General features: G+C 75.0%; 13 protein-coding genes. 8 read left to right on the forward strand and 5 right to left on the reverse strand.

Annotation, left to right across the window (positions count from 1 at the left end; genetic code table 11):
- Positions 1-64: 64 nt before the first annotated feature.
- A complete protein-coding gene (cofC, locus tag ACFWN3_RS16575; protein WP_377641476.1) occupies positions 65-913 on the reverse strand; it encodes a 2-phospho-L-lactate guanylyltransferase in 849 nt (282 codons plus the stop codon).
- Between the two features lie 92 nt (positions 914-1,005).
- Between cofC and ACFWN3_RS16580 the strand changes: the two genes are divergently transcribed.
- Positions 1,006-1,764 carry a lysophospholipid acyltransferase family protein gene (locus ACFWN3_RS16580; RefSeq protein WP_377641478.1) on the forward strand — a complete coding sequence of 253 codons (759 nt, stop codon included), beginning with the start codon at positions 1,006-1,008 and terminating at the stop codon, positions 1,762-1,764.
- On the forward strand, positions 1,761-2,759 hold the full coding sequence (locus ACFWN3_RS16585; protein ID WP_377641480.1) for an NAD(P)H-dependent glycerol-3-phosphate dehydrogenase: 999 nt from the start codon (positions 1,761-1,763) through the stop codon (positions 2,757-2,759). The genes ACFWN3_RS16580 and ACFWN3_RS16585 overlap by 4 nt, the downstream gene beginning before the upstream one ends.
- Here the strand turns inward: ACFWN3_RS16585 and ACFWN3_RS16590 are convergent.
- Complete coding sequence (locus tag ACFWN3_RS16590; protein ID WP_377641482.1) at positions 2,756-3,868, reverse strand: trans-sulfuration enzyme family protein; 1,113 nt, start codon at positions 3,866-3,868, stop codon at positions 2,756-2,758. The two genes, ACFWN3_RS16585 and ACFWN3_RS16590, sit on opposite strands and share 4 nt — an antisense overlap.
- 57 nt (positions 3,869-3,925) lie before the next feature.
- Between ACFWN3_RS16590 and ACFWN3_RS16595 the strand changes: the two genes are divergently transcribed.
- A complete protein-coding gene (locus ACFWN3_RS16595) occupies positions 3,926-5,047 on the forward strand; it encodes a D-alanine--D-alanine ligase family protein (protein ID WP_377641484.1) in 1,122 nt (373 codons plus the stop codon).
- Between the two features lie 45 nt (positions 5,048-5,092).
- Here the strand turns inward: ACFWN3_RS16595 and ACFWN3_RS16600 are convergent, their stop codons facing one another.
- Both ACFWN3_RS16600 and ACFWN3_RS16605 read right to left on the reverse strand, forming a co-directional pair.
- A complete protein-coding gene (locus ACFWN3_RS16600; protein WP_377641486.1) occupies positions 5,093-5,569 on the reverse strand; it encodes a DUF3515 family protein in 477 nt (158 codons plus the stop codon).
- The gene (locus ACFWN3_RS16605) at positions 5,548-5,781 is read right to left on the reverse strand and encodes an Lrp/AsnC ligand binding domain-containing protein (protein WP_377641488.1); all 234 of its coding nucleotides are present in this window, start codon (positions 5,779-5,781) and stop codon (positions 5,548-5,550) included. The genes ACFWN3_RS16600 and ACFWN3_RS16605 overlap by 22 nt, the downstream gene beginning before the upstream one ends.
- 129 nt (positions 5,782-5,910) lie before the next feature.
- Between ACFWN3_RS16605 and thiL the strand changes: the two genes are divergently transcribed.
- Complete coding sequence (gene thiL, locus ACFWN3_RS16610; protein ID WP_377641490.1) at positions 5,911-6,948, forward strand: thiamine-phosphate kinase; 1,038 nt, start codon at positions 5,911-5,913, stop codon at positions 6,946-6,948.
- Between the two features lie 156 nt (positions 6,949-7,104).
- On the opposite strand, the gene rpmB is transcribed toward thiL, so the two are convergent.
- Positions 7,105-7,299 (reverse strand): 50S ribosomal protein L28, encoded by a 195-nt coding sequence (gene rpmB, locus ACFWN3_RS16615; protein WP_377641492.1) that lies wholly within the window; start codon positions 7,297-7,299, stop codon positions 7,105-7,107.
- Between the two features lie 145 nt (positions 7,300-7,444).
- Between rpmB and ACFWN3_RS16620 the strand changes: the two genes are divergently transcribed.
- From ACFWN3_RS16620 to ACFWN3_RS16635, 4 genes are read left to right on the forward strand one after another with little or no spacing between them, the layout of a single operon-like run.
- Positions 7,445-9,136 carry a DAK2 domain-containing protein gene (locus tag ACFWN3_RS16620; RefSeq protein WP_377641494.1) on the forward strand — a complete coding sequence of 564 codons (1,692 nt, stop codon included), beginning with the start codon at positions 7,445-7,447 and terminating at the stop codon, positions 9,134-9,136.
- A gap of 13 nt (positions 9,137-9,149) precedes the next feature.
- On the forward strand, positions 9,150-11,318 hold the full coding sequence (locus ACFWN3_RS16625) for an ATP-dependent DNA helicase RecG (RefSeq protein ID WP_377641496.1): 2,169 nt from the start codon (positions 9,150-9,152) through the stop codon (positions 11,316-11,318).
- The gene (rsmD, locus tag ACFWN3_RS16630) at positions 11,318-11,881 is read left to right on the forward strand and encodes a 16S rRNA (guanine(966)-N(2))-methyltransferase RsmD (RefSeq protein WP_377641498.1); all 564 of its coding nucleotides are present in this window, start codon (positions 11,318-11,320) and stop codon (positions 11,879-11,881) included. Before ACFWN3_RS16625 ends, rsmD begins: the two co-directional genes overlap by 1 nt.
- A 48-nt stretch (positions 11,882-11,929) precedes the next feature.
- Positions 11,930-12,562, forward strand: a complete 633-nt coding sequence (locus tag ACFWN3_RS16635) for a hemerythrin domain-containing protein (protein WP_377641500.1) — start codon at positions 11,930-11,932, stop codon at positions 12,560-12,562.
- The last annotated feature ends 1 nt before the right edge of the window (position 12,563 follow it).

Raw genomic sequence — 12,563 nt, forward strand, 5'->3', positions numbered from 1 at the left:
CCCGAGCACGACCCCGCGGCGGTGACCGGCTCCGGCCGGCGCCGCCGCGGCGTGCGTCCCTGGGCTAGCGGATCGTCTCTCCCGGGCCGATCCCGACGATCCACACCCGGGTGGCGGCCCGGCCGGCGTCGTCGAGCTCGATGCTCACCCGCTGGCCCACCCGCAGGTGACGCAGCCCGCTCGTCGTGGCGGCGCCGGGCGGGAGGACGACCTCGAGGCCGTCGTCGAGCAGCGCGGCGCCGGAGCCGTCGTCCTCGATGCGGTGGATGGTGGCCTGCACGCCCGGAAGGCTAGCGCGCTCGAGCGCCGCCCGCGTGGCGGCGCCCGCGCCGAGGAGGGTCGCAGTGGCCAGCGAGGCGGCGTCGTCGACGTCGACCCGCAGGCCCGGGGTGGTGAGGGGCACGACCGCGTACCCGAGCGACGCGTGCGCCGCGGCGCTGCCCGGTCCGAAGGCCGTGCCGAACGGGGTGCCGGCCGGCGCGGTGAGCAGGGCGGTCCCGGTGCCGTCGGCGTCGGCGACGACGGCCCGCTCGTGCCGCGCGACGGCGCGCAGGGCGTCCTCGACCTCGTCGGCGCGCAGGGCCGGATGGTCGCCGAGGACGACCCCCACGCGCCGCACTCCCGGCACCGCCGCGGCCCGCGCGCCCGCGGCCACGGCGGCGTCGAGACCGTCGCCGGGGTCGGCGACGACGCGTGCACCTGCAGGGGGGACCCAGGCCGCGACGTCGTGGTCCGAGGTCACCACGAGCACCTCGCGCACCGACGGGGCGGCGACGAGGGCCGCCACCGTGTCGCGGGCGAAGGCGTCGGCGAGCGCGGCCCGCAGCCCGACCGGCAGGTCGAGGCGGGTCTTGGCCAGGGGCCCGCCCTTGACGGGCACGACGACGGCCCACGAGGGCTCGGGTTCGTCCACGGCCCGATCCTCGCAACAGTCCGTGGCACGCTCGACATCGACCCACCCGCGGACCACAATGCGGTGACCCCGACCCGCACGGAAGGCAGCGCGTGACGACCCCCACGGACCACTCCCGGCCCCCCGCGTACCGGTTCGTCGTCGCCGTCATCCGCCCGCTGCTCCGGCTCTTCACGAGGCGCCACTGGTTCGGTGCCGAGAACCTGCCCCGCGAGGGCGGATTCGTCGCGGTGACCAACCACTACTCGCACGTCGACCCGCTCGTCTTCGGGCACTTCCTCGTCGACCACGGGTACTCGCCGCGCTACCTCGGCAAGATCGAGGTGTTCCGGGTGCCGGTCGTCGGCAGCGTGCTGCGCGGCGCCGACCAGATCCCGGTGCACCGCGAGACCGGCCGCGCGTCCGACGCCTACCGCTCGGCCGTCGAGGCCGTCGAGGCCGGCAAGACGGTCGCGATCTACCCCGAGGGGACGCTGACCCGGGACCCCGGCCTCTGGCCGATGCGCGGCAAGACCGGTGCGGCGCGCATCGCGCTGGCGACGCGCTGCCCCGTGGTCCCCGTCGCGACGTGGGGCGCCCAGGACATGCTCGCGCCCTACTCCAGGCGGCTGCGCCTGCTGCCGCGCACGACGATGACGGTGCGGGCCGGCCGCCCGGTCGACCTGTCGGACCTCCACGACGTCCCCGTCACGGCCGAGGTGCTCGGCGAGGCGACGGCGCGGATCATGGCCGCACTCACCCACGAGCTCGAGGCCATCCGCGGCGAGCGGGCGCCCGCGACCCGGTTCGACCCCCGGTCCCACGGCATCACGACGATCGGCAAGCCCCGACCCCTCGAGGAGGCCTCATGACGAGCGCAGCGGTGTACGGCACGGGGAGCTGGGGGACCGCCTTCGCATCGGTGCTCGCCGACGCCGGGACGACGGTGACGATGTGGGGTCGCCGGCCCGAGGTCGTCGAGCAGATCAACGCCGGCTGCAACGAGGAGTACCTGCCCGAGCTGCGCCTCCCGGGCACCATCAGGGCCACCACCGACCCCGTCGAGGCCGGCGCGGGAGTCGACGTCGTCGTCCTCGCCGTACCGTCGCAGACGTTGCGCGACAACCTGACCGCGTGGGGCTCCGCCCTGCCTCCCGACGCCGCCGTCGTCTCGCTGATGAAGGGGGTCGAGCTCGGGACGACCAAGCGCATGTCCGAGGTCATCGCCGAGGTCGGGCGGGTCGAGACCGACCGCATCGTCGTCGTCTCGGGCCCGAACCTCGCCCGTGAGATCGCCGTGAAGCAGCCGGCGGCCTCGACCGTGGCGTGCACGAGCGAGGCGATGGCCGAGCGGGTCGCCGCGGCCTGTGCCGCACCGTACTTCCGCCCGTACACGACCGGCGACGTCGTCGGCACCGAGATCGCCGGTGCGGTGAAGAACGTCATCGCCCTGGCCGTCGGGATGGTCGAGGGGCTCGGGATGGGCGACAACTCCAAGGCGTCGATCATCACCCGCGGGCTGGCCGAGACGATCCGGCTCGGCCTGGCGGTGGGTGGAGAGGCGGCGACCTTCTCCGGCCTCGCCGGCGTCGGCGACCTCATCGCCACGTGCATGTCACCGCTGTCGCGCAACCACTCCTTCGGGGTGCGGCTGGGTCAGGGGATGTCGGTGTCGGAGGTCGTCGCGGTGACGAAGCAGACGGCCGAGGGCGTGAAGTCGTGCACCTCGATCCTCGAGCTGTCCCGCCACCACGGCGTCGACGTGCCGATCATCGAGCAGGTCGACGCGATGATCCAGCACGACCGCACGGCCCAGGAGGTCGTGACGGCCCTGCTCTCGCGGCCCCGCAAGGCCGAGACCGCCTAGGAGGACGGGCGCTCGCCCAGGACGCTGTCGAGGGCGGCGTCGAGGTCGTCCCACAGGTCCTCGACGTCCTCGACCCCCACCGACAGGCGGAGGAGGTTCTCGGGGACGGCCCGCGGCTCGGTGGCGATCCGGCGGCGGCGCTCGAGCTGGCTCTCGACCCCGCCGAGGCTCGTCGAGTGGACCCACACCCGCGTCGCGTCGGCCACCCGCTCGGCGGCCTCGGGTCCGCCGGCGACCTCGATCGACACGACGGCGCCCCAGCCGGGGTGACGGACCCGCTCGACGGCGGGGTGGCCCCGCAGGCGGTCGGCGAGGACGAGGGCGTTGGCCCCGGCCCGCTCGACCCGCAGGTGCAGGGTCCGCAGCCCGCGCAGCGCGAGCCACACCTCGAGCGGCCCGGCGATCGCGCCGTGGAGGGTGCGGTGGAGCAGGACCCGCTCGTGCAGGGCCCGCCCGGCGTCGGTCGGCGCGGTGACGGCGGCTCCGAGGACGACGTCGCTGTGGCCGGAGAGGTACTTGGTGACCGAGTGGACGACGACGTCGGCGCCGAGCTCGAGGGGGCGCTGGACCAGGGGGGTGGCGAAGGTGTTGTCGACGACCGAGGTGACCCCGCGCTCGCGGGCGGCCGCGAGGAGGGTCGGCAGGTCGGCGACCTCGAGCAGCGGGTTGGTCGGCGACTCGAGCCAGAGGAGGTCGGCGCCGTCGAGGGCCGCGACGACCTCGTCGGTGGCGGTGACGTCGACGCGGCGCACGGTGAGCTCGCCGGCCTCCTCGCGGTGGCCGAGGGTGGAGACGACGCCGTTGTAGGCGGCGTCGGGCGCGACGACGGTGCCGCCGTGGGGGACGAGCGAGAGCGCGGCGGCGACCGCGGCCATCCCGGAGGAGAAGACGAGCGCGTCGCCGCCCTCGAGGGAGCCGAGCGCGGTCTCGAACGCGCTCCACGTCGGGTTCCCGGTGCGGGCGTACACGGTGCCGCCGTTCGCGCGGTACGTCGAGGTGAGGACGAGCGGGGCGCCGACCTGCGCGCCGGGGGCGTCGTCCTCGCGGCCGAGGGAGACGACGCGGGTCGCGGGGGCGAGGGGGCGCCGGGGGGCGGGGGAGTCGCTCACGCGGTCAGGCTATGCGGTTCCGGCGGGCCGCGTGGGGCCGGGTAGGGTCGTGCGACGATGACGAAGAGCCCAGCCGAGAAGATCCGCATCGCCCTCGTCTTCGGCGGCCGGTCGTCGGAGCACGCGGTGTCGTGCGCGACCGCCGCGAGCGTCCTCGAGGCCCTCGACCGCGACCGTTACGAGGTCGTGCCCGTCGGCATCGCGAAGGACGGCCACTGGGTCCTCGCGCCCGACGACCCGGCGGCGTTCCGGCTGACCTCCGAGCACGTCCCCGAGGTGTCGACGACCGCGCCGAGCGTCATCGTCCCGACGAGCGGGGCCGACCGCACCCTCGTCGTCCACGAGCCCGGGCAGCCGCCGCGCACCCTCGGTGAGGTCGACGTCATCTTCCCGCTGCTCCACGGCCCGTTCGGCGAGGACGGCACGCTCCAGGGGCTGCTCGACCTCGCCGACGTCCGCTACGTCGGCTCGGGGGTCACGGCCTCCGCGACGATGATGGACAAGCACGTGATGAAGGTGCTGCTCGCCTCGGCCGGCCTGCCGGTGGGGCCGTACGTCGCCATCACCGACAAGGAGTGGCGCCGCGACCGCGCCGCCGCGATGGAGGCCGTGCACTCCCTCGCGTGGCCGGTCTTCGTCAAGCCCGCGCGGGCCGGGTCGAGCATGGGGATCACCCGTGTCACCGAGCCCGACGCCCTCGAGGCCGCCGTCGAGGCCGCGCGCGAGCACGACCCCAAGGTCGTCGTCGAGGCCGCGGTCTTCGGGCGCGAGATCGAGTGCGGCGTCCTCGAGGGACGCGACACCGACCCGCCGCGCACGAGCGAGCTCGGCGAGTGCATCGTCGTGCAGAACCACGACTTCTACGACTTCGAGGCCAAGTACCTCTCGGCCGACGACGTGCGGCTCGAGTGCCCCGCCGACGTGCCCGCCGACGTCGCGGTGCGGATCCGCGAGATGGCCGTCGCGGCGTTCGACGTCGCCGGGTGCGAGGGGCTGGCCCGGGTCGACTTCTTCCTCACCGAGGCGGGCGAGGTCGTCGTCAACGAGGTCAACACGATGCCGGGGTTCACGCCGAGCTCGATGTACCCGCGGATGTGGGCCGCGAGCGGGCTGTCCTACCCCGAGCTCATCGACGAGCTCGTCGACCTCGCGCTCGCGCGCCGCCTCGGCCTGCGCTGAGCCGCAGCCGAAGCCGGAGCGGGACAGCTGCGACGGGGAGGGCGGTCAGCGGCACTGGAGGCCGTTGGGCTCCAGTTCCCGGGCGGCCGGGGCGAACGCGGGCAGGAGGAGGCCTTCGGGCGCGTAGTCGCCGGGGACGAGCACCTCGATGGCGGGCTGCGTTCCGAAGGAGGTGAAGCGAGTGCCGTCGGTGAGGGACTCGGGGATCCAGCCGACCCCGTCGACCTCGAGGCACTCGGTGTCGGTCGGTCCCGGGGCCGCGACGCCGCAGCGGGCGACGACGGCCGGGTCGCCCCACGCGGCGACGGCCGGGTCGGAGGGCGAGGTGCCGCGGCGCTCCATCCCGGAGACCTCCGTCGGCCAGAGGGCGCCGGCACTCGTGCAGGCCGGGCTCGCGCCGCCCGACGGGACGGCGACCTCGACCCCGGAGGAGCACGCCGACAGCACGACGGCGGCCGCGCCGAGCGCGACCGCCGTCGAGAGGGTGCCGGGTCCGGGGGTCAGACGTGGACCACCGTGCACGTCAGGGTGCGGGTGATGCCCTCGACGTCCTGGATCTTCGCGATGACGAGCTTGCCCAGCTCGTCGACGGTGGCCGCCTCGACGCGGGCGATGACGTCGTAGGGCCCGGTGACGTCCTCGGCCAGCGCGACGCCCTCGAGCTCGGCGATCGCCGCCGCCACCGTCGCCGCCCGGCCGACGTCGGTCTGGATCAGGATGTAGGCCTGTACCACTGTGGTGCCACCTCTTCGTGTGTGGTCGGGGCCCGTGACGGCCCCGGCGGTCGGGGGGCGCCGGTCGTGACCGGCGCTCGACCAGACGCTACCGTGCCCGTGGTCCCCACGTCTCGGGAGGGTTGTCGGATGAGGTTGCGCGAGGTCAGCGAGGGAGAGCTCCTCGCGCGCGTCTTCCCCGTGTACGCGGGGACGGCTCCACCGGCGTGGGGTTCGGTCCTCGTGGGGCCCGGGGACGACGCCGCCGTCGTCGGCGCGCCCTCCGGTGCGGTCGTCGCGACGACCGACTCGATGGTGCGGGTGCGCGACTGGCGCGACGAGTGGTCGACCGCCCACGACGTCGGGGTGAAGGTGGCCACCCAGAACCTCGCCGACGTCGCGGCGATGGGCGCCGCGCCGACGGGGTTGCTCGTGTCCCTGGTCGCCGACCCCGACCTCGAGGTCGAGTGGGCCGTCGACCTCGCCCGGGGGATCGCGTCGGTGGCCGCGGCGGCCTCGGCGCCCGTCGTCGGCGGCGACCTGTCGTCGGGGCCGCCCGGGGTCGTCGTCGTGACGGTGACGGCGCTCGGTGACCTGCGGGGTCGTCCTCCGGTGCTCAGGTCGGGGGCCCGCGTGGGTGACGTCGTCGCGGTGTGCGGGTCGCTGGGGCTCTCCGGCGGCGGGCTCGCGCTCTACCTCGCGGGGGAGCCGGACCCCGACCGGGTCGCCGACGGGGTGGCGCTCGACGACCGGGGTCGCGCCGTGCGGGCGCTCATGCGGCACCACCGCGCGCCGCTCGCCCCGTGGTGGGCGGGGCCGCAGGCGGCGGACGCCGGGGCGCACGCCCTCGTCGACGTCTCCGACGGGCTCGTCACCGACCTGGGCCGGGTCGCCACGGCGAGCGGTGTCTCGGTCGAGCTGTCCGGCGACGTGCTGCGCCGGCGCTACGCCGAGGGGCCGCTGTCGCTCGTGCTCGGGGAGGAGGCCGCACTGCACCAGGTGCTCGCCGGCGGGGAGGAGCACGCCCTCGTCGGGACCTTCCCCGACGAGGCGTCGCTCCCGGCCGGGGACGAGGAGGCGTGGCACGTCATCGGGCGGGTCGTCGCCGCCGGGGACGAGGGGCCTCGGGTCACCGTCGACGGTGTCGTGCCCGACGCCCGCGGCTGGGACCACTTCGCCGGGGCCTGACGCGACCGGCCGGTCACGACAGAGGGCTGCGCACTGGTTCGAGGTGTTCGGGGGGTGCGGGATGTCGGGCGAACACCTCGAACCGCCGGGTGCCGGACATGCGGAACGGGCGGCCTCCGAGGTGGAGGGCCGCCCGTTCCGGGGTGCGTCAGGGGGTCAGCGCTTGACCTTGCCGGCCTTGAGGCAGGAGGTGCAGACGTTGAGTCGCTTGGGGGTCACACCGGCGTCGCCGACGAGTGCCTTGACGCGCTGGATGTTCGGGTTCCAGCGGCGCTTGGTGCGGCGGTGCGAGTGCGAGATGCTGTGCCCGAACGAGGGCTTCTTGCCGCAGACGTCGCAGTTGGCAGCCACGGGTGATCTCCTACATCAGTACGAATGGTGGGTGTCGGCGGCGCCGGGGGGCGCGTGCGCAACCTGACAAGAGTAGCCGAGCCCCGCCCGCGCCACCAAAACGCCCTCCGCTGCCGGGAGAGGGGTGACCGTTACCGTGGGGCGCGTGTCCGACGTCCTCACCGCCGCCGACGCCCGTCACTGGGCGCTGCTCACCCGGGCGGCCCTCGCGGCACGGCGCACCGAGATCGACGCGCTCAACGTCTTCCCCGTCCCCGACGGCGACACGGGCACCAACCTCTACCTCACCCTCGACGCCGCGATCGACGAGGTCGTCGGGTCGCACGAGAAGGCCGGCATCCTCGGGAGCGCGACCCTCGTGGAGGAGTGCCGCTCGCTCAAGCGCGCCATCCTCCTCGCGGCCCGGGGCAACTCCGGCGTCATCGTCAGCCAGCTCGTCGGCGGCATCTGCGACACCGTCATCGAGCACGACGTCACCGAGGCCGACGCCGTCCTCGTCGCCGATGCCCTCGCCCGCGGCGCGGCCTCCGCCCGGGCCAGCGTCGCGCACCCGCAGGAGGGCACCATCCTCACCGTCGCCGACGCCGGGGCCGCGGCCGCCGTGCAGGCCGCCGAGGAGGGCGGGTCGCTCGCCGACGTCTGCGAGGCGGCCGTCGACGCCGCCCAGGAGGCGCTGGCCCGCACCCCCGACCAGCTCGAGGCGCTGCGCCGGGCGGGAGTCGTCGACGCCGGGGGCGCCGGGTGCGTCCTGCTCCTCGAGTCGCTCCTCACGATCGTCACCGACCGCTGGCAGGTCTCCGACTCCGACCTCCTCGGCGGCGGACCCGGGCTCCTGCGCCGTGACGAGTGGCACCACGAGGGCGGCGACGGGTCGGTCGCGGGCCTCCCCGGCCACGACCCCCTCGACCGCGAGGGCGAGCGGATCGGCGACGGCCCCGCGTACGAGGTGATGTACCTCCTCGTCGACACCACTCCCGAGCGCGTCGAGGCGCTGCGCTCCACCCTCGACGACCTCGGCGACTCCCTCCTCGTCGTCGGCGGGCCGGACCTCTGGAACGTCCACGTCCACGTCGACGACCCCGGCGCCGCGGTCGAGGCCGGCATCGCAGCCGGGCGCCCCGAGCGGATCCGGATCACCCGCTTCGAGACCCAGGTGGCCGGTCGTGACCCGGTGGCCACGGTCGGAGTCGTCGCCTGCTCGGCGGGCCCCGGCATCGGCGCGCTCCTGGAGGAGGCCGGCGCGGTCGTCGTGCCGAGCGGTCCGGGGGGCCGGGCGAGCGCGGGTCAGCTGCTCGACGCCGTCCGCCGCACCCGGGCGAGCGCGGTCATCGTCCTGCCGGCCGACCGCGACACCCTCATGGCGGCCGAGGTCGCCGCCGAGGCCGCGGCGGCCGACGGGATCGACACCCACGTCGTGCCCGCCCGCACCACCGTGCAGGCCCTGGCGGCGCTCGCCGTCCTCGACCCCGCGAGACCGGTGCACGCCAACGCCGTCGCGATGACGGGCGCCGCCGTCTCGACCCGGCACGGCGCCGTGTCGGTCGCCTCGAAGGAGGCGCTCACCTGGGCCGGCGTCTGCAGGCCCGGGGACGTCCTCGGGGTCGTCGACGGCGACATCGCCTTCATCGGCACCGACCTCGCCGACGCGGCGACAGAGGTCCTCACCCGGCTCCTCGCCGGCGGTGGCGAGCTCGTGACCCTCGTGGCCGGTGCCGACGCCGACGAGGGCCTCGCCGCCACGGTCGCCGCCACCCTCGGCCACGACCGACCCGAGCTCGAGGTCGTCGTCATCGACGGCGGCCAGCCCGTCTACCCCCTGCTCATCGGGGTCGAGTGACGGTGGGGGAGTAATGGCCACCGAGTCGAGCAAGCTCGCCCCGATCATCGCCACGGCCGCGAAGAAGTTCGCGACGGCCCGCGACATCCACACCGTCGGCGACCTCCTGGCGTTCTGGCCCCGCCGCTACCGCACCCGCGAGAGCGACCTCGGGTCGGTGACGCCGGGGGAGTTCCTCGTCGGCGTCGCCGAGGTCAAGGCGGCGAGCACCCGCTCGATGAAGGCGCGCAAGGGCACGATGCTCAACGTCGTCATCACCGACGGCACCCACGACCTCGACATCACCTTCTTCAAGGCGTGGGGCCACGAGAAGGCCCTCGTCCCCGGGGCCCGCGGGATCTTCGCGGGGACGGTCGGCACCTACAACGGCCGCCTCCAGCTCACCCACCCCGGCTACACGATGCTCGACGACTTCGACGCCGGGGAGCGCAAGGCCCTCATCCCGATCTACCGCTCCGTCGGCTCGCTCCACACGTGGACGGTCACCGAGAGCGTGCGGCGCGTCCTCGACGTCCTCGACGACGTCCCCGACGCGCTGCCGGCACCCGTCCGCGAGCGGCGCCGGCTCGTCTCGCGCACCGAGGCGCTGCGCGGGATCCACACCCCCGACTCCTTCGCCGAGGTCGAGGAGGCCCGCCGCCGCCTGCGCTACGAGGAGGCGTTCGTCCTCCAGGTCACCCTCGCGCAGCGCCGACGCGTCGCCGAGGGGCAGGTGACGACACCCCGCCCCGGGCGGCCGGGCGGTGTCCTCGAGGCGTTCGACGCGCGCCTGCCCTTCGAGCTCACGGCAGGGCAGGTCGAGGTCGGCGAGACCGTCGCGGCCGAGATGGCCCGTGAGGTGCCGATGCACCGCCTGCTCCAGGGCGAGGTCGGCTCGGGCAAGACGATCGTCGCGCTGCGGGCGATGCTCGCGGCCGTCGACTCCGGCGGCCAGGCCGCTCTCCTCGCACCCACCGAGGTCCTCGCGTCCCAGCACCACCGCACGATCACCCGGATGCTCGGCGACCTCGCCGAGGGCGGGATGCTCGGGGGCGCCGACGACGCGACCCGCGTGGTCCTCCTCACCGGCAGCCAGTCGACGGCCGAGCGGCGCAAGGCCCTCCTCGACGTCGCGGTCGGCGACGCCGGCATCGTCGTCGGCACGCACGCGCTCCTCGAGGAGCACGTCGACTTCCTCGACCTCGCCCTCGTCGTCGTCGACGAGCAGCACCGGTTCGGCGTCGAGCAGCGGGATGCGTTGCGGGGCAAGGGAAAGCTGCCACCGCACGTCCTCGTCATGACGGCGACGCCGATCCCGCGCACCGTCGCCATGACCGTCTTCGGCGACCTCGAGACCTCCACCCTGCGCGAGCTGCCCGCCGGTCGGGCGCCGATCACCACCCACGTCGTCCCCGAGGACCGACCGGGGTGGATGGAGCGCACCTGGGCCCGGGTGGGCGAGGAGGTCCGGGGCGGCCGCCAGGCGTACGTCGTGTGCCCGCGCATCGGCGACGACGACCCCGCCGGCGACGGTGTCGACCTGCGCGTCGAGTCGACCGACGACGGCGAGGAGGCCGCGCCGCCCACCCGCCCGATGCACGGCGTCCACGCGCTGCACGCCCGCCTCGTCGAGGAGCCCGCCCTCGCGGGCCTCACCGTGGAGGTCCTCCACGGGCGCCTGCCCGCCGACGACAAGGACGCGGTCATGGCCCGCTTCCAGCGCGGCGAGACCCAGGTGCTCGTCTCGACGACCGTCGTCGAGGTCGGGGTCGACGTCCCCAACGCCAGCGTCATGGTCGTCATGGACGCCGACCGCTTCGGCGTCTCGCAGCTGCACCAGCTGCGCGGACGCATCGGCCGCGGGGGCTTCCCCGGCCTCTGCCTCCTCGTCACCGGCACCGACGCCGAGGCCGCCCTCACCCGCCTCGATGCCGTCGCCGCGACGACCGACGGCTTCGAGCTCGCCCGCCTCGACCTCTCGCAGCGCCGTGAGGGCGACATCCTCGGTGCCGCGCAGTCGGGCCGGCGCACCCAGCTCGAGTTCCTCCACGTCCTCGAGCACGAGGACGTCATCGAGGAGGCGCGCGAGGACGCCTTCGCCCTCGTCGCCGACGACCCCGAGCTCGCCGGCCACCCCGCCCTGGCGGCCGCCGTGCGCGACCGGGTCGACGCCGAGCAGGCCGACTGGCTGGAGCGCGGCTGATGACGCGCGTCATCGCCGGCGTCGCGGGGGGCCGCACCCTGCGCACCCCTCCCGGCCCGGGTACCCGCCCCACGAGCGACCGCGTCCGCGAGGCCCTCTTCTCGGCGCTCGACGCCCGTGACGCGATCAAGGGCACCCGCGTCCTCGACCTCTACGCGGGGTCCGGCGCCCTCGGCCTCGAGGCCGCCTCCCGCGGTGCCGCCTCGGTCGTCCTCGTCGAGCACGACCGCCGCGCCGCCGACGTCATCGCCGCCAACGCCCGCGACCTCGGGTTCGCCGACGTCGGGGTCGTCCGCTCCACCGTCCTGTCGGCGCTCGCCCCCGACCCGGCCGAGGGCGAGGCCGCCGACCTCGTGTTCGTCGACCCGCCCTACGACGTCGACGAGGACGCGCTTGGCCTCGTCCTCGACCGCCTCGGCGGCGGCTGGCTCGCGCCCGGTGGCCTCCTCGTCGTCGAGCGCTCGACCCGCAGCCCCGAGCCCTCGTGGCCCGACGGCATCGCGCGGGTCGGCAAGCCCCGGAAGTACGGCGAGACGACGGTCTGGCTCGCCGAGCGACAGTGAGGTGACCCTTCCCCGCAGGTCAGGGGAGGTCTCGGCCATGATGGGGCGATGACCGAGATCGAGATCCCCCGGCCGACGAGCGGCGACGTCCTCGAGCGCATCCTCGAGGACCACGAGCTCTTCGAGGACCTCCTGCGCCTGGCCCGGCGCACCGACACCGACCGCGACGCCGCGCGCACCGCCCTCGCCGAGGTGCTCGTCGCGCACGCCGTCGCCGAGGAGGAGCTCGTCTACCCCGAGCTGCGTCGCGCCCGCGCGATCAGCGGGCACGAGAAGGAGCACGGCGAGGAGGAGCACGCCGAGATCAACGAGGCGCTCCTCGCGTTCCTGCGGGCCAGGGGCACCGACACCCAGAAGTACGACGACGCCCTCGAGGAGCTCGCGACCGTGGTGAACCACCACGCGAACGAGGAGGAGCAGACGATCATCAACCCCGCGCGCGAGGACGTCTCGCTCGAGCGCCGCGAGGAGCTCGCCGTCGCCTGGCTGACCCGCCGCAACGAGCTGCTCGAGCAGGGCTGCGCGAGCGAGGAGCAGGTCGCCGCGCTCCTCGACGAGGCCGTCGAGGAGGGTGTCCTCGCGCCGGAGGAGGCCCGCGAGGAGGCCGACGCCATCAAGGAGGCCGCGAAGGAGAAGGCCAAGGAGGTCGAGGAGGCCGCCAAGGCGGACGCCGACGGCTGAG

The sequence above is a fragment of the Oryzobacter terrae genome (assembly GCF_042756445.1).
Lineage (GTDB): Bacteria > Actinomycetota > Actinomycetes > Actinomycetales > Dermatophilaceae > Oryzobacter > Oryzobacter terrae.